Source organism: Mesorhizobium sp. M0800 (assembly GCF_040320095.1).
Taxonomy (GTDB): domain Bacteria; phylum Pseudomonadota; class Alphaproteobacteria; order Rhizobiales; family Rhizobiaceae; genus Mesorhizobium.
Window position 1 is genome coordinate 147948 of the sequence record NZ_JAMYOZ010000004.1, and the last position, 20621, is coordinate 168568.

Consider the following 20621-nt stretch of genomic DNA (forward strand, 5'->3'; position numbering starts at 1 on the left):
GTCCATCGTTCCACGGCAGGCATCTAACTGGTGCGTACAGTGACATTTGTGACATGCCAATTTGCTTTCAGTTGCGGCGGCAAAATCGTATATCGGGTCAGTTAGGTGTGCATCTCTTGCCAAATTGCTCTGTCATTCGAACGGAGTATCGGGCGGACTGAGACAGAAAAAACAGTAAAATGAATATGTTACGCCACAAAGTTGCCGTGGCGCCGATGATGGATTGGACGGACGTCGCGAAAAGCAACGTCTATTCAAAAACTTAAGGGGCGTCACCTCCTCGAAGTTGTACTGCTGTCGTACTCGTCAACAGCGCTTGGGCACAAATGGGTCGCGTTTCAGAGTGCGTGACTATCAGGATTTGAACCTGTGAACTTCAGGGGGGTGAGTTTTCGAGCCGGAATGCTGGTGCACTGGCGCCTAAGTATCTCCCGTTTCCGCTTACGCTTACGCTTACGCCTACAGGGTCTTCCTTGCCTACATGCGCGGAGAACCTGGGGGACGGGTTGATCGCCGTCTTCGAGCTCACCAATCATCCCGAAATCGACTGTGTCGAGACCATAGAGGCGGTCCTGACGGCCTATGACGCGCTGATTGCTGGTCAGCCACGACGAGACGTTTCCTTGCGAATGTCGGCGCGCCAACCGGCGGAATGATCTCGGAAACTTTGCCTATTGACGCCTCGCGAAAACCGTATCGTGAGGAAGACCGGATGGCTCAGGGGATGAGCAGAAGCTTTCCCGTGGTGCCACGGCTTTCCATATCGGCATGTGCGCGTGCTGCTTCGGCGAGCGGGTAAACGCCGCCGATCCGGATCTTCAGATCGCCGCTGGCGATCCAGTCGAATAGTTGTCCGGTGCGGGCGCGAAGCAGTGCCGGCGTGTGGATATGATCGAAGAACCTTGCGTAGCCGATCTTGATGCTTTTCGGCAGGCTCATGATGTCCAGCGGTCCGGGACCGCCCAGCACCGGGCCGTACCAGCAGAAGGTGCCGGAGCGACGCAGGGAGTCGAGCGAAGCCTGAAAGGTCTTCGGGCCGGAACCGTCGAAGACGACGTGGACGCCTTCACCGGACATTCGAACGACTTCCTCGGCGAATCGCCCCTCAGTGTCCACGATCACATGGTCTGCTCCGGCCTCTCTTGCCACGGCGGTTTTGTTTGCGGACGAGACGCGGCCGATCACGTGCCCGCCCCTCAGCTTTATGATCTGGGTGAGCAGCAATCCGACGCCGCCCGCCGCCGCATGGACCAGCGCCACGTCGCCGGGCTGGACGGGATAGAAGTCGGTGGCGAAGTGGCTGGCAGTCAGCCCCTGCATCATCACGGACGCGGCCGTGCGATCATCGATCCCGTCCGGAATCGGCACGAGCGCATCCGCCGGTACCATCGCCCGATCTGTGTAGCTTCCAGGCGCGTACACTCTGGCAACCCGTTGTCCGGGCCGGAAATGCTCGACTCCATCGCCGACGGCGAGTACCCGCCCGGCACCCTCTACGCCCAGAACCTTGGGATTGGGCGTTTCCGTCCAGGCCATGCCCTGGCGGACGCCGATGTCCATGAAGTTCACGCCCGCCGCGGCGACCTCGACCAGAACTTGTCCGCTCGCGGGCGCAGTTTCGGGGCGCTCGACGATTTCGAGCGCATCAGGTCCCCCGGTGCGGTTCATGACGACGGCTTTCATCGCGATATCTCCCTGGCGGCATTCTCGATCAGCCGCGCTACGGGCCCAGGATTCGACACCATCACCACATGCGAAGCACCCTTAATCGCGATCGTTTCGCGGGCGTGAGCCCGTTCAGCCATGTAGGCAGATGCTCGCGGCGGGATGTTCTTGTCCGCGTCGCCGTAGATGAACCAGCTTGGAATGCTCTTCCAAGCAGCCTTGGCCTGGGCTTCGTTGAGGGCGGCTTCCGCGATCGGCCGCTGCGTTGCGGCCATCAGTCTGGCTTGCGCTTCGGGAGCGTCGGCGGCAAACTGATCGTGGAACTTGTCCTGCTGAATGTAGAGATCCTTTCCACCGCCTGACAGCGCGACAGGAGGAGCGAGTGTCGGACCCAGCGTGCTGCCTGGAAACTTTCCTGCAAGTTGCGCAGCGGTTTCACCCGCCTCCGGCGCAAATGCGGCGACATAGACCAGCGCCTTCACATTGGCATGACCATCGGCAGCGTCGCTGATCACCGACCCGCCATAGGAATGGCCGACGAGAACGACCGGGCTTTTTATCGAGGAAAGCACGCCGGCGACATAGTCTCCGTCGCTTCTGACGCCTCGCAGCGGATTGGCTGCCGCCACGACGGAAAAGCCGTCCTTTTCAAGAATCTCAACGACACCGTTCCAACTCGAAGAGTCGGCGAAGGCGCCGTGAACCAGGACGATGGTGGGTTTGTCAGGCTGCGCTTGGGCGTTACCGAGCGTGGCCGCGATAATTGCGAGGCCTGCGAACAAGATTTTCATTGGAACATCCTTTCGTTGTGGGGTGCGGTCTTTACCGCGTCGAGCGCAGGTGAGGGGCGGGGATGCCGCCAACTCGCCCTCGTGCCCTGCGTTTCTCTGCGTGGGAACCGAGTTACGGCGCGTAGTGGGTAAAGACGTAGTCATGTCCCTGGACACGCGCCTCGTGGCAGGCGAAGCATGTTTCGTGCTGCGCTTCGTCGACTGGCTTGCCATTAATGAACCGGCCAAAACCCCAGCCGCCGCTCGACGCGTATTTCTTCGAATCCTTGACCATGACCTGCACCGTTGTGGCCGCGCCAGGAACCGAAGCGGGTTCGAACTCGGCCGACTGCATGCGCTTCCAAGCGAGCTTGACCAGGACGGAACCGTCCGGGAACGGCAGCGTGCTATTTCGATAGGCATCCATTGCGACTGTATTTCCCACGACAGCGCGAAGCTCGTTCAGCGGATCGCCTTCCAGGGCTGGCGCGATGAGCTCCCACCTGCGGTAACCGTCCGGGATCGTCACGCCATAGATCGGCGAGGCTTCCGTGTTGTTCTGAGCTCGAACGATGTCGATCTCCATGCAGCCGATAGCGAGAGCGATCGACACGGTGATGACGGCTGCAATTACAAGATTGCGTCTCATGCGCTCGCTCCGTCCGCACTCAGAACTTGTCGACGTCGGTGACGGCCTTTGCGAACGCCTCGGGCGCTTCCTGCGGCAGGTCGTGCCCGATGCCGCCCGTGATCAGCCGATGCTCGTATTTGCCGGAGAATTTTTTCGCATAGGCCGTGGGAACGGGATGTGGGGCGCCGTTCGCGTCGCCCTCCAGCGTGATAGTTGGCACATCGATCACCGGGCCTTTGGCGAGCTTTTCCTCTAGCTCGTCATAGCGGCGCTCGCCTTCTGCAAGGCCGAGCCGCCAACGGTAGTTGTGGATAACGATATCGACGTGGTCGGGATTCCGGAACGCGGCGGCGCTTCTGGCGAAGGTCGCGTCGTCGAAGTTCCAGTGCGGCGAGGCGAGTTTCCAGATCAGCCTGGCGAAGTCATCCGTGTATTTCGCATAGCCGGCGCGGCCGCGGTCTGTCGAGAAGTAGAATTGATACCACCATTGCAGTTCGGCCTGCGGCGGCAACGGCGCCTTGTTGGCCGTCTGGCTGCCGATCAGATAGCCGCTGACCGACACCATGGCCGTGCAGCGCTCGGGCCAGAGCGCGGCAAGGATATTTGCCGTCCGTGCGCCCCAGTCGTAGCCGGCGACGATCGCCTTTTCGACGCCCAGGGCATCCATTAGGTCGATGATATCGACCGCCAGCGCGGCCTGCTGCCCGTTGCGAAGCGTGGCATCCGACAGGAACCGCGTCGTTCCGTGGCCGCGCAGATAAGGGATGATTACCCGATAGCCGGCTCCCGCAAGCAGTGGCGCGACATCGACATAACTGTAGATGTCGTATGGCCAGCCATGCAGCAGTATGACGGGAGGCCCATCCGCTGGGCCATCCTCGGCATATCCGACGTTCAGCAGACCAGCATCGATCTGCTTTAGCGGCGCGAACGCGGTGCGCGATCCCGTTGCGCTGGCTACAGCGGCCTGCTCTCCGTCCTGAGCATTCGAGCTTCGAACCGCCCCTAGCTCAGCTAGGGCGACGGTAGCCGCAGCGATGCCGAACAGGCGCCGGCGGTGATGGTCTATGACTTCCGGAATCTTGATTGCGTTCATGGGAGTATTTCCTTTGCTTACGGGGCAGTCGCGGCAGCGCGATTGCCAAGACCGAGGGACTAGATCAGGTTGATTTCGACTTCGATGTTGCCACGCGTGGCCTTTGAATAGGGACATGTCTGATGCGCTGCATCGACGACCGCCCTGGCGTCATTGGGATCCATCCCTGGCAGGCTCACATTGAGCCGGGCGCTGAGAAAGAAGCCGCCTTCGTTGCTGTTGAGATCGACCTCCGCATCGATCGCAAGATCCGCAGGCAACACGATGTTCGTCTTGCGCGCGGCGATCGCCATCGCGCCTTCGAAGCATGCCGACCAACTCGCAGCAAAAAGCTGCTCGGGATTGGTGCCGCTGCCCGCACCGCCAGGCGTCGAGAGCCTGATGTCCAAGCGGCCGTCGGAGCTGCGTGCGGCACCGTCCCGGCCTCCTGTGGTACGCACTTTCCCCGTGTAGAGTCGATTCGCTTGAGTAGTCATGGCATGCATTCCCGTTATGAAATCGGATGTTCGATCAGCGCAGTGATCTGAAGGCCGCGCGGACTTCCTCCGTGAAGAGCCGGGGCTGCTCCCATGCCGCAAAGTGGCCTCCATTGTCGGCTTCGTGGAAGTAGATAAGGTTGTGGTAGCAGCGCTCGGCCCAGCTTCGCGGCGCGCAGTAGATTTCGCCTGGAAACACCGTCACGGCGACGGGGAGATCGGCAATGTCCACGGCATTGAAATTGTTGGAGTGGTCTTCCCAGTAGATCTGCGCCGCCGACGCTCCGGATTCAGTGAGCCAGTAGAGCGAGATGTCATCGAGCATCTCGTCCTTGCTCAGAACCCGCTCGGGCTCCCCGCCGCTGTAGGTCCACTGCTCGAGCTTCTCGTAGATCCAAGCCGCCAGGCCGACCGGCGAATCCACTAGGGAGTAGCCGATGGTCTGCGGCCGTGTGACCATCATGGCGGCATAGCCGGAACTGTCCTTGTAAAAGGTGTCGAGCGCATCGAATGCCGCGCTTTCCTTCTCGGTCAGATCACTTGGCGCTGGCCCGCCGGCAGTGAGGATCGCCGCGATCTCTTTCGGAACGGTGCCTGGCATGTTGACGTGTATGCCAATGAGCCCATGCACCTTCTGCAGCGCCATTCGATGAGAGATGACCGAACCGCAGTCGCCGCCCTGTGAGACATAGCGGTCGTAACCCAGCCGCCCCATCAGCACGCCCCAGGCACGGCCGATATGGTCTGAGCCCCAGCCGGTCTCCGTCGGCTTCCCGGAAAAGCCGAAGCCGGGGATTGACGGTACCACGAGATGGAAGGCGTCCCCGGCAGCACCGCCATGGGCGGTGGGATCGGTCAGTGGACCGATGACCTTCATGAATTCTAGGATCGAGCCGGGCCAACCATGCGTCATGATCATCGGCATAGCATTCTCATGGCGGGACCGGACGTGGATGAAGTGGATAGCAACGCCGTCGATTTCGGTGACGAACATAGGCAGAGCGTTGAGCTTCGCTTCGACCTTCCGCCAGTTATAATCGGTCATCCAATACCGAAGGAGATTCTGGAGCTTTGCGAGTTGCACCCCCTGCGACTGATCCGTGACGGTTTCCCGCAGGGGCCAGCGCGTCGTTGCCAGACGTCGACGAAGATCGACGATTGCCTCTTCCGGAATGTCGGCGCGAAAGGGATGGACGGCTTCGATGTCGGCGCTCGCGCGCGCCATTGCTGGAAGCAGACTCAAGGCGCCTGTGGCCGCTGATGCGGCAAGCAGGCTTCGCCGCGTGAGCGATGGCGATGATGCGGGCATGGTCGTTCTCCTTGGCCTGTCGGCAGAAAGGTTCTTGCTGCTTTCGACACATAGAAGGAGATCGCCCGAGGCGCCCGTTATGCATTATGATGCAACGTTAGCGCTCGTCGGCGAATGCAGGCTTGCAGCGAAACCCCCATTTTTGTTCTTCTCATGGGTGAGTGGTCGCCTGCATGAGCGGGCCGCGAAGGGAGTGTCATGATAGGTCCTGCAAGCGACACGATATCGTTTGGTCCCTTTACACTTGCCGTCCGCGAACGGCTGCTCTTGCGGCGAGGCACCACCGTCGATCTGGGCGGGCGCGCTTTCGATATCCTGGCGACGTTGGCTGCCCGCGCCAACGAGGTGATCAGCAAGAAGGATTTGTTGGCGCACGTCTGGCCCGACGTCACCGTCGAGGAGGGCAGTCTGCGCTTTCACATGGCCAATCTCAGAAAGGCGTTGGGCGACGGCAAGGACGGCGCGCGCTACATCGCTACCTTGAAGGGCCGGGGCTATTGTTTCGTGGCGCCGGTCTCGCGATCGGGCGGTCGGGACGATGCGCGAAGCGAGGCCGCCGCCAGCTACCCGCAGGCCAACCTCCCGAGCCGACTGGCCCGCATGGTTGGGCGAACCGACGACACGGCCGCGCTCTCCGCGGCTTTGGCTGCCGCGCGCTTCGTCACGATCGTCGGCACGGGTGGGGTCGGCAAGACCACCGTTGCGGTTGCGGCGGGGCATCAAGTGGTCGATGCGTTCGCTGGCGCCGTGCATTTCGTCGATCTTGGGGCGCTGAATGATCCCAACCTGGTTGCGCCGACTGTAGCCTCGATGCTGGGGCTGTCGCTTCAGTCTGACGACGCCACGTCCGCTCTCATCACATACCTGGCTGACAAGAGAATCCTCCTGATCCTGGATACCTGCGAGCGTGTCATATTCGCGGCGGCGGACCTGGCGGCCCGTATCTTCGCTTCCGCGCCGCAGGCCCACATCCTGGCGACGAGCCGGGAGGCTCTCCAGGTCGAAGGCGAGCACGTCTACAAGCTTACGCCGCTTGCTTACCCGCCGGACGATCTTGAACCCACCGCGGCAGTCGCGCAGGCGTTCCCTGCGACCGAGCTGTTCTTGGAGCGCGCAGCGGCGAGCGGTGCTCGTCTTGACCTCGACGATTCGGATGCCGGGGTCGTGGCGCACATCTGCCGGAAGCTCGATGGCGTACCGCTCGCCATCGAACTGGCAGCAGGACGGGTTGCGAGCTACGGCCTGCAGAAGACTGCGATGCTTCTCGACGAGCGCCTGGCCCTCATGTGGCCGGGTCAACGTACTGCACCGCCGCGTCAGAAAAACCTTCAGGCTACTTTGGACTGGAGCTTCGGGCTGCTGTCGGAATTCGAGCGCCTAGTGCTTCGCCGGCTTGCCGTGTTCGTTGGGCATATTTCGATTGAGGCGGCGTTGGCAATAGTGACGAGCCCCACCGTCGACGAGGCGCTGGTATTTGGCGCCATCGACAGTCTCGTAGCGAAGTCGATGGTCGCAGCAAGGCCGGCTGGGGCTACAATGCGCTACCGGCTGCTCGATACGACGCGAGCCTATGTCCTCCAATTCGATTCCCAAGATGCCGAACTCACGGATTTGGCCTCCCGGCACGCGACCTATTGTCTGCGATGGTTGGAGGAGACGGGGGCTGAGTGGCCAACCTTGTCAAGCGCAGCGCAACGGTCACTTCACCTTGCCGGCCTAGCCAATGTGCGTGCGGCTCTGGAATGGTGCTTCGGACCCAACGGGGATGCTCGGCTTGGCATTCGCCTTGCCGCCGCCGCCGCTCCTGTCTTCCTGTCGATGTCCTTGCTCACCGAATGCCATCGGTGGACGGCTCAAGCGGTTCTTGCGCTCGACGACACCACACGCGGAGGACGGGACGAGATGCTCCTTCAGGCGGCCCTCGGTGTCTCCCTGATGTTCACGCGCGGGGGAAGGGACGCAGCGTATGTGGCGCTGAACAGAAGCTTCGCCATTGCCGAGGAGCGCGGCGATGCGCTCGATCAGATTCAGGTTCTCGGGCCGTTGCAGATGTTCCATTTGCGTACAGGAGATTTCAGGACGGCTCTCACCTACGCGGAACGCTGTTTCGCTGTTGCCGACGCGCTGGAGGATTCCGTCTCCACGACATTGGCGCATTCGTTGATGGGAATTTCGCTACACCTCAATGGTGAATTAGGCCGCGCACAGACCGCGCTCCAAGCCGCATTGCGATACGGGCCGCGCTCTGGCCGGACTACGACCAACTATCTCGGCTTCGACGGGAGAGTCCTCGCCGGCGCGATCCTGGCAAGGACACTTTGGCTGCAAGGCTATCCGGATCGGGCCGTGGAACGCGCGCTGCTTACAATCAAGGACGCCGAGATCCTGAACCATCCGCTGACGCTCTCGATCGCTCTTGTCTGGGCCGTTTCCGTGTTCCTTTGGGTCGGCGATCTCGACCGCGCGGACGAGCATATAGACCGTCTCTTCTTGCGTGCGGAACCCCACTCTCTCGGACCGTATCTGGCGCTAGGACGAGGCTTCAAGGGAGAACTGGCCATTCGCCGAGGCGATGCGGAGAAGGGAATCGAGAGCCTGCAACGCGGTCTCGCGGAGCTCAACGCCGCACCTTACGAACTGCTCACCACCCCGCTCAATATCGCGCTCGTTCAAGGTCTTGCCGCCACGGGCCGGCTCACAGAGGCCCTCGCGCTGCTCGACGACACGACCCTGTCGGTCGAGGCAAACGGGGACCTCTGCTATATGCCGGAATTGCTGCGCGTGAATGGCAGCCTTGTTTTGGCGTCACTGCGGTCTGGCACCAACAAGGCTGAAACCTACTTCAGGCGGTCACTCGAAATGAGCCAAGGTCAGGGCGCGTGCGGGTGGGAGCTGCGCGCCGCGATCGACCTGGCTACCCTTCTGATCGATCGCAGAGAACACGAAACCGCCCGAGCGCATCTCCAGCCGCGGTTCGAGCGCTTCGTTGAGGGTTTGGAAACTGCTGATCTGAAGTCAGCTGCACGTCTGCTCGCAACGCAGCGTTAGTTTGGTTCCGCTACGTCAGCCAAGTGCCGCCGGCTAGACGGTCTGCGGCAGGAGTGCTTTTGTCGGAGCAATGCGGCTATCGGCGATGTTTCGGTGGCAATCTTGCAGAACATCGCCCCGTAGCACGCAATCAGCGGGGTTCGCGGACCAGAGGGTCTCAAACTTCGACGTTGAGGCATCACGCTCGTCGCCCAATTTCCGCTAAACCGGAAGATGAAGCTGTTCACGGCAGAGCACCGAAAGATCGCTCCTTGGAACAACCTCGACCTACAGCTTCGCCATCGGCGATGCCTGCATTTGAGCCGTGAAAAGACGAACTCAGGGGCGACGTGCGGTGCATTGCTACCCGGCAGACTATTGGGCCGATTCCGGACTAAGCTTCAGGCGACGAATCTTCATAGCGGACATTCAAGTCGGCACGGGCCATAGTCGTGATGCGATCCGTTCCAGTCGTTCTCGGCACACCTGATGAACGACTGCTGTGCGCCCAATCCTCGACGTTCAATTGGCAAAAGCGGACGTAGCATTAGGACGCTTTCTCCCGTGTCTGCGAACGTCACGCATTCCCGCGGTGACATGATGGCACCGTTTGCGGTTGGGCGATCGCAAATACATGCTTGTAAAAGATTCCGAGGACGCCCGATGCGACGGGCCATGCCGCACGTGCAATGAACTCCACTCCGGCACCTTCGAAGTTTCGGGTAGGCGTGGCGCAGCGAGCTGCTCGGTGTAAGATGACGTCGCGGCCCGGCACGGGCTTTTGCCGTTGTCGCATATCCAACGCACCGGCTGACTTTATGTTGGCGAAGATCGACGGCCAGAAGGGCAGTCCAGCGAATGTCGCGAAAACATGGCGAAGTGGCAGCAAACGGTGGAACGCGAAAGATGGCTTTCCGACGAAGAGCTTGGGCTTCATCACCTAAGTCCAATATTCCCCGCAGGCGGTGTGATCGGAGCCCGGAAACGCATGTGAACCGTCTTACCGAGTTATCAATTGCATTCGGGGCGCTTCCGGCGAGCTTCTGCATCCTTGATTTGGTTTGACATGATCTCGACAAACGTTCTGACGGTCGGGCGGCTCTTCCAATCCTCCGTGGTGGCGATCTGAAACTTGGCCTTATACGAAAAGATGTCCGGGCGAATTGGCCTGATGCGTCCGGCTTGCACGAAGGGCGCCGCATAGTGGTCCGGGAGGTAACCCAAATAACATCCCGACAGGATCAAGAACGCCTCGGCCTCCATGTTCGACACCGTGGCGTGCGGGGTCGAGATCGCAAAAATCTTGATGTCGCGGGCCGCCCAATAGCTGCGTGCGATAATCCGGTGCATGCGCACCCGATCAATGTCGATGCTTTGGTCTGGAAAGGAAAATAGCGGATGTCCTGCGCCGCAATAGAAGTTCTGCGTTTCCTCGTAAAGATCGATATAGGCAAGTCCAAGCGCCATACGCGGGAAACTGCCGACGACAAGATCGAGCTTCTGGGCAACCACATCCCGCAACAACTCTCCTGGCGCCCTGGTCTCGATGAGAAGATGCAGCGCCGGGGCAACCTCGACCAGCTTTGAAATGGTCGCTGCAACAGGCGAACTGGGGTCCGTAATGATGTTGTCGAGGAGGCCAATGGAGAGGCTGCCGCCAAGATTGGAGCGCAAGCCCGCGACCTTGCGGCTGAATTGATCGAGAGAGCCGAACAGCCGCTGGCATTCATCGAATGCCAGACGGCCACTTTCCGTCAGCTGAAAGCCGCCGCGACCGCGTTTGCAAAGGGTAACCCCCAAGCGCTGCTCAAGTGCGGCTATCTTTTCTGAGATGGTCGAGAGCGAAAGGTTCAGATCCGCCTGCGCTGCCGAAAGCCCGCCCGCTTCCACGACCCGGATGAAAATGCGGATGAGACGGATGTCGGCATTGTCGACGGAGGTCGCACTGCGCGTATTGCTGTCCGACTTGCGCAATTTTCCTCCTCCGCCACGCTCCGGGTCGTTTTGCCGTCCCACGTCAGCGACCCGTGGATCTTGAAGACTTCACGCAGGCTATGGGCGCCATTTGCGAGATGCAAGGAGGCCCCAACTTCAGCAGTTGTTAAGCCTCAGGGCACGAGCTTATGAATCCGTGCCTCAATCCAATTGATCGATCGGCAATCGGAAATACCGAACCTATGCGGCATAAGTCACTTGGCCCGCGCAGATCGTGTAAAGCGCCGCCACGTTTACGATTGCATCCAGGTCTAGGGTTTCAAGATTGCTGTTCCAGATGACGATGTCGGCGGCGAAGCCCGGCTTCAGTTGGCCTTTCCAGGTCTCCGCAAACTCGGCATAGGCGCCCCGCACCGTATAGGCGTCGAGAACTTCCATAAGCGTCTGCCGATTGTCCGGAAGGTCGTCTTTCCACGGCATGCGTGTCATCGCCGAATGCATCGACAGGATTGGGGAGACGGGAGAGACCGGCCAGTCGGTAGAGAAGATGAGATCGATGCCAGCATCGCGGATGGCGCGCCAGGCGTAAGCGCGCGCCCAGTTCCCGGCTCCGATGCGCGAGAGTGTCGGCTCCAGCGGCAAGCCCATCTGCCCGGGTGGAACGGTCGGTTGCATGGACGCGACGATTTTCGTCTCAGCCATGCGGCCGATGTCGCTGTCGCGCACCACTTCGATGTGCTCGATGCGATGGCGGCTGTCGCGCGCTCCATTGGCGCGCCGCGCGGCAGCAAACCCGTCAATGACGCTCGAGACCGCGCCGTCGCCGATGGCGTGGACTGCGATCTGCAAGCCACGCTTATCCGCTTCGATGCAGATGTGATCGAAGGTCGGCTGGTCGAAGCGCGGCTCGCCTTTCCACCCGGGGCGATCGTCGTAATCGTCGTACATGACTGCCGTGTGGGAATCGAGCACGCCATCCATGAACACCTTCACCGTGCCGGAATTCAGCCACTCTCCGCTGAACTCAGCGCGCATCTGTACAGCTTTTTCCATCTGTTCAACGATGTCACCGCTCACATAGTGCAGAGGTATGCGGCCGCGGCAGATCAGGGCGCCCTCCGCCTGAATCTCGGACAGCAATTCAAGCTGATAGCGGTTGCCATCCATGTTCTGGAAGCTGGTGATACCGTGGGCTGCCAGATGCTGGAGACCGCGCTTCAGCAGCCCGCGATCGTATGCCCGGTCAGCGGCTGAAGGCGCCGATTTCGGTTCGTCGCCGGTGCTCAAGCCCAGCATATCGCGCCCACCGTTGGCGCTAAGTGCGATCACGTCATCAAAAGCATAGTGTTCGCGCAACTCGCCATTGGCCAAGCCGTCCCGGCCCATCACGATCTCGTTGCCGGAGGGAAGGCGGCGGCCTTCCAGAAGTCCCGCCTTGGTCAGGGCGATCGTATTGGCCCAGACAGTATGGTGGTCCGGCGACATCACGGCGAGCGGCCGATCGGCCAGGATGGAGTCCAGAACGTGCCGGTCGACGCTGCGGCTGTCCCCAAGAATGGTGTAGTCACAACCATTCGCCATCAAGAGCGGCTCAGTAGGTCTTGATGCCGCATAAGCCAGAACGGCCGCCTTCATCGCATCATAGCCCTTGACGTTAAAGAGCAGGAGCTGGTCGAGCTCCGCCGAGCCGCCGAATAGATGAATATGGCTTTCGTTGATGCCCGGCGTCACTGTTCCGCCCTCCGCGTCGACCATTCGAGTCCCGGTCGTGCGATAGGCAGTGATCTCGCTATTGCTGCCGACGGCCAGAATGCGACCGCCGGCAATTGCAACCGCTTCTGCATGCGGCTGATCCGGATTCATTGAAATTGCCCGGCCATTGATAATGATCAAATCTGCTGAAACGCCCATGCGTGTTTCCTCTTTCAGGCGCCTCTGTTCCCTGGCGCCGTGCCTGTTGCTCAATGATGCAGTAGGATTTGCGGCGGGTCTCGATCACTTCGAAGTGGCCGCTGAATCCCTTCTGCGTGAGTAGGTGTCGCCGGGCTCAAAAATCCTGGCGCCTCCCTTGTCCGGGGTGATCGCGACCTGGCCCGAGGATGTGCGCGCTGTCGGGCGCGAGCGGAATGTCAAACCAGAAGGGATAGCGTGTCGCACGGCCGATGCCCTGCGAATTGCACTCATTTTGTGTGTGCTCCGAGCAGTTTCGGGAGGTTGCCGAGCCGGGCGACCAGCGAGAAGATGACAACGGTGACGACAACGAAGAAAATCGATGCTGAGGCCATGACCGGCGTGTAGCCATAGCGTAGCGAGTTGAAGATCTTCATCGGCAGCGTTTCGAGAACGGGGCCGACGGTCATGTAGGCCACCAGATATTCATTCAGCGACACAACAAACGCGAAGGCAAATCCGGAAATCACATAAGGGCGGACCAGTGGCAGGACTACCGTCCGTAGGATGGTGCGATCATCCGCACCCATCGTCGCGGCTGCCTCCGACAGGCTGTCATCGAGCGAGCCGAAACCGAGTAGCAAAGAGACAAGCGGCAGGGAAACGAGGAAGATTCCGTGGCTGACGACAACGGTCCAGTATTGTCCGTACAGGCCGGTCTGCGTCCAGAAAGACAGGAAGCCCATTGCCGTGATGACCGGCGGCAGGAGGAAGGGGATCAGGCCGATCGCCAGGATGACCTTGACCCATCCGATCCGGTAGCGCCAATTGAACCAGGCAAGCGGAAAGGCGATTGCCACTGCAAAGCTTGCCGAAAAGAGCGCGATGATCGTGCTGTTGAGCAAGGCTCCCGACCAATCCGGCATCCGGAACAGATCCAGATACCAACCCATGTTGAAACCCTGCGGCGGGAAGGTGAGCGACTTCTTCAAATTGATGGAGACGCCCAGGACGACGAGCAGCGGCGCCGCCATGATCAGCGCCAAGACGCTGAAGAAGCTGCGGCGAACGAGGGCCTGGGTCATCAGTCGCGCTCCTTGCGGCGGAACAGGACGACAGTGCCGACCATGAGCAAGGTCACGATCACCAGGACAACCGCGAGTGCCGCTGCAAACGGAATGTTCGACTGCATGAGAGCCTGATCACTGATGACCACCGAGAGTGTCCAGTGTTGGGGTCGACCCAGGATCTGAGGCATCAGATACGTGCCGAGCGTAAAGACCATGATCATCAGGAAGGTCGTAATGATCGTGTTTCGCTGCATGGGCAGGACGACAACGAAGAATGTGCGAAGCGGCGACGTGCCAAGCGTCTGGGCGGCCTCTTCGATGTGCGGGTCCACCCGCGACAGGATAGGGTAGAGTACGAGAACCGCATACGGGAACGCCGTGTAGACGACGCCTGACACAAGCGCGCCCAGCCCAGGCGCATAGGACGCCGGTTTGTCAAGGAGCCCTATAAACACGAGCAGGTTGCTGATGCCGGCTGTCCGGGACAGAAGCGTTGACCAGGCAAAGCCGATGATCGATTCCGAGAGCGACAGCACCGACAACAGAAAGATCAGCCAGAACACCTGCGTCGAACGAGGCGCATTGACCAACAGATAAGAAAACGGAAAGGCGATCAGGATGGAGATGGCTGCAACGGCCAGCGCCAGACCGAAGGATGCTGTGAGCAGCCCGACAAAGAACGGGCTGATCAGACGCTGATAGTTTTCCAAGGTAAACATGGCCTCGGTGAGGCCTCCACCGGCGTTCCTATAGAAAGAAACCAGGATCATCGAGCCAAAGGGCACGACGAAAAACAGGATCAGCAGAGCTGCGGGAATGGCAAGCGGGAGGTATTCTGCCATCGACTGAGGTTTGGCGACGCTCATGCTTCCCTCAGAACGACGCAGGCGGCGCCAGGAACATGAACATGCACCGCCTGCCCGACGGCCAGCCTGCTCTCCTTCCGCGGAGAGAGTGCCACGATCAGATCCTTGGACATGCCCTGGACAGCGACATTCACCTCGATTGCTGCCCCCAGATGGCGGGTGAAGGCGATGCGCCCGGACATGCTGCTATCGCTTGCCTCCTCGCGTAGCTCAAGTTCTTCGGGCCGAACCGAGAAGGTGAGGGTGCCTGATGAGGGGGCATCCATAATCGCGACCTCCCCGCCGGGAACGCTGACGCGTCCGTTGGCGACGACGTTGCCCTCGATAAGATTTGCGGCACCGATGAAATCCGCGACGAAGGCATTCGCCGGCTTACGATAGATCTCCAGCGGCGGCGCTACCTGCTGGATGACGCCGCCCGACATTACGACCACGAGGTCTGCGGTCGTCATCGCCTCTCTCTGGTCGTGGGTGACCAGGAAGGTCGTGATGCCAAGCTCCTGCTGCAGACGTTTTAGTTCGACCTGCATGGCCTCGCGCAACTTGGCATCCAGCGCCGACATTGGCTCGTCGAGGAGAAAGAGTTTTGGCTTCAACGCCAGCGCTCGCGCCATCGCGATGCGCTGGCGCTGTCCGCCCGAAAGCTGAGTAATGGCCCGGTCGGCAACGCCTGGCAGATGCACAAGATTGAGAAGCCGCTCGACTTCCGCCTTCTGGATGTCCTTCGACGCGCCACGGATGCGCAAGGGATAGGCGATGTTTTCGCCGACGGAGAGATGGGGAAATAGCGCGAGTGACTGGAACACCATGCCAAAGTCCCTCAGATGGGCTGGGACCTTGGTAATATCGCTCCCATCGAGAATGATCCTGCCGTCGGAGGCACTTTCCAGCCCGGCGATAATCCGTAGGAGGGTGGACTTGCCGCAGCCGGACGGACCTAAGAGGCACAGGAATTTTCCGTTTTCCACGTTGAGTGAGATGTTGCTCAGGGCGTTGACTGGACCATACGCCTTGTTAATCTTGTGGATGGCCAGTCCAGACATGTGCTTAGCTCCCGGCAAGCGAGCGGTGCGCAGCACCTCGTCGCGATCGTGTTCCTCTGATGCAAAGGCGGATCAGCCCTGCAGCATCTCGGTCCAGACCTGATTGATGAAGTCCGTCTTCAGCGCCTGCATCTCATAATGTGGCCTGATGGGCTCGATATCCGAGGAAACGGCATTGAACTCCTTGTCGGTGAGACCTGTCAGCGCACGATCGACGACCGGGGCGCTTCCAAGCTTCCGGGCTAGTTTTGCCTGGATGGAGGGCTGCGACATGTAGTCGATATAGACATGTACCAGGTCCAGTGCAGACGACTTCGTGGCTGCCCAGGAGCCGTAATCGTAAATGCCCCCTTCGATAGGCATGGTGGAGCGGACCGGGAAACCGTCCTTGATCGCCAGGCCCGTCACGTCGTGGTAGTACTGTCCCATCGGAATTTCGCCGGACTTGAGCGCCTGTTCGAACTGCGCTTCGTCCCGGTACCAAAGACGGACATTGGGCTTCAATTCGCCCACTTTGGCGGCCGCCTGGCGGATTCCCTCATCGGTGTCGAGATGCTTGATGCCGCCAAAGTAGACCCTGGAAGCAACTTCAAGAAGATATGAATTGCCGACGTTGGCAAGCAGTCCGAGGCTGTCCTTGTATTTTGGATCCCAGATATCCTTCCAGGAGGTCGGGGCTTCCTTGTAAACCTCCGTGTTTGAAACCAAGGTGATGTACCAACTGGTGGCTGCGACGGCGACGACCTCGCCGGAGGCCGTCGAACTGACCAGGTTTTGTTTGACGTGTTTCATATTGGGCATCTTTTTCGGGTCGAGCGGCGCCCAAAGCCCTGAATTGATGCCGCGAATTACCGGCACCCCTGCCATCATCGAAACATCCACCGGTGACTTGCCAGCCTTTTCCGCCTGCTGGAGCTGGATCAGCCAGACTTCGCCGGTCGGCTCGGCCACGCTCTCGACCTCGATGCCAGTGGCGGCGGTGAAATCCGGAAAAATCTCGGCATCGAATGTGTCCTTGAAATATCCGCCATACACGCCAATGCGCAACTTCTTCTCTTGCGCGCGAGATATGTTTGGAAACCCACCGATCATGGGCGCCAGCCCCAGAGCGGAAAGCCCCGTCAGAAGCTGACGGCGCCGGATAGGACCGTTGATGATGCTGCCGTTAAACATGGTGCTCCCCTTTTTTGCATCCATTAAAAACGGAGGCTCAACGATCGCATTCCGAAAGTAAATCGGGATATGCCCCCCGATGACTACGGAAAAACCCGAACTAAGCCTTGATCTCCGCTCATTAAAGTCGGGCTGCTTAATCAGGAGTGTTTCGCCCATGATCGACCAAGCGCATCTCCAGGCCCTTCGTGAGAAGTACGGCAACGCCTCGGGGGGCGATATATTCGATCCGCATTTCCGGGAGGTCGCCATGGCTCAGTTCACTGGTGGCGACAAGCGTAAATGGCCGTTTGCAGGCATTCCGACACTGCTGGATGCGCCCTGCATGCCGGAGGCGGCAAATTCCGACGATTTCGGTGGACTGGATATCGCCCTGGTCGGTGTGCCGATGGATTTGGGCGTCACCAATCGGAACGGCACCCGCTTCGGGCCGCGCGCGCTACGCGGTGTAGAGCGGGTCGGTCCCTATGACCATGTCCTTCGGATTTCTCCCATGAGCAAGGCCAGGGTGGCCGATATCGGCGATGTGCCGATGCAGAGCCGCTACGATCTTGCCCGATGCCACGCCGACATCGAAGCCTTTTATCGCCGCCTCGTTGGCGCCGGCGTGCGCCCGCTCAGTGTTGGCGGCGACCACTCCATCACCTCGTCGATCCTGAAGGCGATCGGTGCCAACGAGCCTGTGGGCATGATCCACATCGATGCGCATTGCGATACGGCAGGTCCTTACGAAGGAACCAAGTTTCAGCATGGCGGTCCTTTCCGGCTGGCCGTTCTCGACGGTGTTCTCGACCCCCGCCGTACGATTCAGATCGGCATTCGCGGACCGGCCGAATACCTATGGGAGTTCTCCTATGAGAGCGGCATGACGGTGGTGCATGCGGAAGAAGTCAGTGAGGCCAGCTTGCCGCGTCTGATCGAGAAAGCGCGCGAAATCGTTGGTCCTGGCCCGACCTACATCTCCTTCGACATTGACAGCGTGGATCCGGGTTTTGCGCCCGGCACAGGAACGCCGGAGGTCGGCGGCCTCCGGCCTCGCGAAGTTCTTCAAATCCTGCGCGGCCTGGATGGCCTCAATATTGTCGGGGGAGACGTGGTCGAGGTCGCGCCTCAGTATGATTCCACCACCAATACGGCACAAATCGCCGCGCAGGTGCTGCACACGATCCTTTGCCTTATGGTCAAAAATGGCCAATAGAACCCAACGGGAAGAGCATGTTGGCTTAAGGGGTTTGGAATGAGCACAGATGCTCTGCTGCTTCGCAATCTTCCCAATTTTTCGCTGGAAGCGGCAAGGCGCGTCATCGCAAGCCGTTACGGGATTGAAGGCCCATACAAACAACTGGCTTCCGAGCGCGATCTATCCTGGCGGATTGAAGGCGTCGACGGTCGAACCGTCGTCGTCAAGATATCGAATGCAAGCGAACCTGCAGGCGTCGTCGATATGCAGGTCAAGGCGCTCAACCATGTCTTTGAGCGGGATCCGGCTCTTCCCGTGCCCCGCGTCATTCCCTCCCTAGAGGGCTCTGCCTATGAATGGATCGAGGACGGGCGCGGAAACCGGCATATGATCCGTGTTCTCACTTTCCTTTCGGGGGAAGTCATGGAGCAGGTTGAGGAAGCGTTTTCCGCCGAGACCCGCTACAATATCGGCGCGATGGTTGGGCGGCTTGCCCATGCGCTGAGGGATTTCTTTGACCCCTATGCCTGCAGCAATGTGCATCTCTGGGACATTTCGCGCCCCTTGGCCTTGCGCCCGCAGATAGAAAAGGTTTCTGACGTAAAGCTTCGGCAGTTGTGCGCGGAAATCTTCGATCGCGCTGAGCGCTTTACCCTTCCCCGATTGCTGAAGACGCGCCGGCAAGTCGTGCATCAGGATTCGCATGGCGGCAATATCCTTATCGATCCCCGGAATAGTGCGTTACCGGTGGGTATCATCGACTTCGGCGATATGGGCTATAATTCGATTGTCGCGGACATTGTGACCGCCTCCGAAACATTCTCAAAATATGATGACGATCCGATCGCTTACCTTTGCGACGTGACATCAGGCTTCGATTCGACGTACCCGCTCGAAGAAAATGAGATTGATCTCATTTTCGATGCAATGCTCCTGCGTCTCGCGATGGCCACTGTCATCCTGGAAGCGAGAGAAGCCACGGATGAATCCGGGATCCGCCATATCCAGGACGCCAGTCACTATCCTCGAATGATGACGTTGCTGAGCGGTCAGGGGCGCGCGCAGGCGGTCCGCAGGCTTCGTCAGGCATGCCGGTTTCCGGTCTATGGCGCTATGGGTAACAATGGCGAGCGCCTCGCAGATGACTATGACTTGCTCAGGCATGAGCGAGAAGCGCACCTGGGACCGATATGGCATTTTTACAAGAAGCCGCTGCACATCACACGCGCTGACGGCGCCTGGATGTATGCCGCCGATGGCACCGCCTATCTGGATGTCTACAACAACGTCCCCCAGATTGGTCATTGCCATCCGCATGTGGCGAAAGCGATCTACCGCCAGGCCAACGCGCTGAACACCAATACGCGCTACATATGCGACGTGACCGTCGAGTATGCAGCGCGTCTGACTGCCGACCTGCCCGAACACCTCGACACCTGCATCTTCGTGAATTCGGGCAGCGAAGCCAACGACCTGGCGATGCAGATAGCCATGTCGCTCAGCAAACATGATGGCGGCTTGATCATCGATCAGGCCTACCATGGATGCACCGAACTGACGACGGCGCTCTCCAATGAAAGCTGGCGTCATCTTCCTGCAGAAGAGCATCCCAAACGGATTGAAGCCTTGATGGCACCGGATATGTACAGGGGGCCTTACGCCAGCGACCCGCAAGCCGCTGAAAGGTACGCAGCAGACGCCGACAGGGCGATAGCCACCTTGCGCGAAAGAGGCCACAGGCCCGCAGCATTCATGGTCGACACCGCCTTGTGCTCGAGCGGGGTTTTGCAGGCGCCTGAAAGCTATTTCAATCTCGTTGCGGAGAAGGTTCGCTCCGCGGGCGGCTTCGTCATTGCGGACGAGGTACAGGCCGGCTGCGGCCGCATGGGAACATTCTGGGGGTTCAGGGCAAACGGGCTAAAGGACGACAATGTCGACTTCATAACGATGGGCAAACCGGTCGGAAACGGCCACCCTCTCGGCGTTGTTATTCTCAGCTCGGCCCTCATGAAGCGGTTTCTCAATGGCACATATCCGCTTCTGTTCAGCACCTTTGGCGGCAATACCGTCGCATGCGCGGCCGGCATGGCCGTGCTTGATGTCATCGAGCGAGAAGACTTGGTAAGGCGAAGCGCCGAGACAGGTGAGTATCTGCGGCATGAGCTGCGCCGCCTGGCTGAGCGCCACGAAATCATCGGCGACATACGCGGCCGTGGGATGATGACCGGCGTCGAACTGGTGACCGATCGTCTCACCAAAGAACCGGCAATTCAGCAAACCGATCGCCTTATAGAAGACATGCTTGCCCGGAACATCCTCATCGGCAAAGGGACGCCCAACACCCTCAAGCTCCGTCCACCACTGATCTGGTCGCGTAAAGAAGTGGACGTTTTCATCAGCGCTTTTGACGACGGCTTGAGAGCGCAGCGATGACGGTATCAGTAGCGCACCTGTCATAATTTCTTGTGCTGAAGGCCCTTAGCGAACTTG

Annotated in this window: 16 protein-coding genes; 4 read left to right on the forward strand and 12 right to left on the reverse strand. The window is 59.9% G+C overall.

Annotation, left to right across the window (positions count from 1 at the left end):
* Positions 1-506 precede the first annotated feature (506 nt).
* Positions 507-656: a hypothetical protein gene (locus NKI18_RS07295; protein ID WP_352616057.1), complete on the forward strand. Its 150-nt coding sequence runs from the start codon at positions 507-509 to the stop codon at positions 654-656.
* Positions 657-717: 61 nt separating this feature from the next.
* On the opposite strand, the gene NKI18_RS07300 is transcribed toward NKI18_RS07295, so the two are convergent.
* The 6 genes from NKI18_RS07300 to NKI18_RS07325 form a co-directional block, all read right to left on the reverse strand.
* A complete protein-coding gene (locus tag NKI18_RS07300) occupies positions 718-1683 on the reverse strand; it encodes a quinone oxidoreductase family protein (protein ID WP_352616054.1) in 966 nt (321 codons plus the stop codon).
* Positions 1680-2456, reverse strand: a complete 777-nt coding sequence (locus NKI18_RS07305; protein ID WP_352616052.1) for an alpha/beta fold hydrolase — start codon at positions 2454-2456, stop codon at positions 1680-1682. Before NKI18_RS07305 ends, NKI18_RS07300 begins: the two co-directional genes overlap by 4 nt.
* A 112-nt stretch (positions 2457-2568) precedes the next feature.
* Complete coding sequence (locus NKI18_RS07310) at positions 2569-3021, reverse strand: cytochrome P460 family protein (RefSeq protein WP_352616181.1); 453 nt, start codon at positions 3019-3021, stop codon at positions 2569-2571.
* A gap of 82 nt (positions 3022-3103) precedes the next feature.
* A complete protein-coding gene (locus NKI18_RS07315; protein ID WP_352616178.1) occupies positions 3104-4147 on the reverse strand; it encodes an alpha/beta fold hydrolase in 1044 nt (347 codons plus the stop codon).
* Between the two features lie 74 nt (positions 4148-4221).
* Positions 4222-4638: an organic hydroperoxide resistance protein gene (locus tag NKI18_RS07320; RefSeq protein ID WP_352616176.1), complete on the reverse strand. Its 417-nt coding sequence runs from the start codon at positions 4636-4638 to the stop codon at positions 4222-4224.
* A gap of 34 nt (positions 4639-4672) precedes the next feature.
* The gene (locus tag NKI18_RS07325) at positions 4673-5947 is read right to left on the reverse strand and encodes an epoxide hydrolase family protein (RefSeq protein WP_352616049.1); all 1275 of its coding nucleotides are present in this window, start codon (positions 5945-5947) and stop codon (positions 4673-4675) included.
* A gap of 198 nt (positions 5948-6145) precedes the next feature.
* On the opposite strand from NKI18_RS07325, the gene NKI18_RS07330 reads away from it, so the two are divergent.
* Positions 6146-8995, forward strand: a complete 2850-nt coding sequence (locus NKI18_RS07330) for an ATP-binding protein (protein WP_352616046.1) — start codon at positions 6146-6148, stop codon at positions 8993-8995.
* A 990-nt stretch (positions 8996-9985) separates the two neighbouring features.
* Here the strand turns inward: NKI18_RS07330 and NKI18_RS07335 are convergent.
* The 6 genes from NKI18_RS07335 to NKI18_RS07360 form a co-directional block, all read right to left on the reverse strand.
* Positions 9986-10948, reverse strand: a complete 963-nt coding sequence (locus tag NKI18_RS07335) for a LysR family transcriptional regulator (RefSeq protein ID WP_352616043.1) — start codon at positions 10946-10948, stop codon at positions 9986-9988.
* Between the two features lie 201 nt (positions 10949-11149).
* A complete protein-coding gene (locus tag NKI18_RS07340) occupies positions 11150-12820 on the reverse strand; it encodes an amidohydrolase (RefSeq protein WP_352616040.1) in 1671 nt (556 codons plus the stop codon).
* Between the two features lie 269 nt (positions 12821-13089).
* The gene (locus tag NKI18_RS07345) at positions 13090-13884 is read right to left on the reverse strand and encodes an ABC transporter permease (protein WP_352616037.1); all 795 of its coding nucleotides are present in this window, start codon (positions 13882-13884) and stop codon (positions 13090-13092) included.
* Positions 13884-14735: an ABC transporter permease gene (locus NKI18_RS07350; RefSeq protein WP_352616035.1), complete on the reverse strand. Its 852-nt coding sequence runs from the start codon at positions 14733-14735 to the stop codon at positions 13884-13886. Before NKI18_RS07350 ends, NKI18_RS07345 begins: the two co-directional genes overlap by 1 nt.
* Entirely contained in the window at positions 14732-15778 is a 1047-nt protein-coding gene (locus tag NKI18_RS07355) for an ABC transporter ATP-binding protein (RefSeq protein ID WP_352616032.1), read from the reverse strand. The genes NKI18_RS07350 and NKI18_RS07355 overlap by 4 nt, the downstream gene beginning before the upstream one ends.
* Positions 15779-15850: 72 nt before the next feature.
* The gene (locus tag NKI18_RS07360) at positions 15851-16975 is read right to left on the reverse strand and encodes an ABC transporter substrate-binding protein (protein ID WP_352616029.1); all 1125 of its coding nucleotides are present in this window, start codon (positions 16973-16975) and stop codon (positions 15851-15853) included.
* Positions 16976-17108: 133 nt separating this feature from the next.
* Here NKI18_RS07360 and speB point away from each other — a divergent pair, with 133 nt between their 5' ends.
* Both speB and NKI18_RS07370 read left to right on the forward strand, forming a co-directional pair.
* A complete protein-coding gene (speB, locus tag NKI18_RS07365; protein WP_352616174.1) occupies positions 17109-18149 on the forward strand; it encodes an agmatinase in 1041 nt (346 codons plus the stop codon).
* Between the two features lie 39 nt (positions 18150-18188).
* Positions 18189-20564, forward strand: coding sequence for an aminotransferase class III-fold pyridoxal phosphate-dependent enzyme (locus NKI18_RS07370; protein ID WP_352616026.1), 2376 nt, complete (start codon positions 18189-18191; stop codon positions 20562-20564).
* Positions 20565-20621: the final 57 nt, after the last annotated feature.

Excerpts from the sequence above, each read along its gene's own strand:
- NKI18_RS07340 (WP_352616040.1), bottom strand. The coding sequence starts at position 12,820 with ATGGGCGTTTCAGCAGATTTGATCATTATCAATGGCCGGGCAATTTCA.
- NKI18_RS07325 (WP_352616049.1), bottom strand. The coding sequence starts at position 5,947 with ATGCCCGCATCATCGCCATCGCTCACGCGGCGAAGCCTGCTTGCCGCA.
- NKI18_RS07320 (WP_352616176.1), bottom strand. The coding sequence starts at position 4,638 with ATGACTACTCAAGCGAATCGACTCTACACGGGGAAAGTGCGTACCACA.
- NKI18_RS07330 (WP_352616046.1), top strand. The coding sequence starts at position 6,146 with ATGATAGGTCCTGCAAGCGACACGATATCGTTTGGTCCCTTTACACTT.
- NKI18_RS07355 (WP_352616032.1), bottom strand. The coding sequence starts at position 15,778 with ATGTCTGGACTGGCCATCCACAAGATTAACAAGGCGTATGGTCCAGTC.
- NKI18_RS07345 (WP_352616037.1), bottom strand. The coding sequence starts at position 13,884 with ATGACCCAGGCCCTCGTTCGCCGCAGCTTCTTCAGCGTCTTGGCGCTG.
- speB (WP_352616174.1), top strand. The coding sequence starts at position 17,109 with ATGATCGACCAAGCGCATCTCCAGGCCCTTCGTGAGAAGTACGGCAAC.
- NKI18_RS07350 (WP_352616035.1), bottom strand. The coding sequence starts at position 14,735 with ATGAGCGTCGCCAAACCTCAGTCGATGGCAGAATACCTCCCGCTTGCC.
- NKI18_RS07300 (WP_352616054.1), bottom strand. The coding sequence starts at position 1,683 with ATGAAAGCCGTCGTCATGAACCGCACCGGGGGACCTGATGCGCTCGAA.
- NKI18_RS07360 (WP_352616029.1), bottom strand. The coding sequence starts at position 16,975 with ATGGATGCAAAAAAGGGGAGCACCATGTTTAACGGCAGCATCATCAAC.
- NKI18_RS07305 (WP_352616052.1), bottom strand. The coding sequence starts at position 2,456 with ATGAAAATCTTGTTCGCAGGCCTCGCAATTATCGCGGCCACGCTCGGT.
- NKI18_RS07370 (WP_352616026.1), top strand. The coding sequence starts at position 18,189 with ATGAGCACAGATGCTCTGCTGCTTCGCAATCTTCCCAATTTTTCGCTG.
- NKI18_RS07310 (WP_352616181.1), bottom strand. The coding sequence starts at position 3,021 with ATGGAGATCGACATCGTTCGAGCTCAGAACAACACGGAAGCCTCGCCG.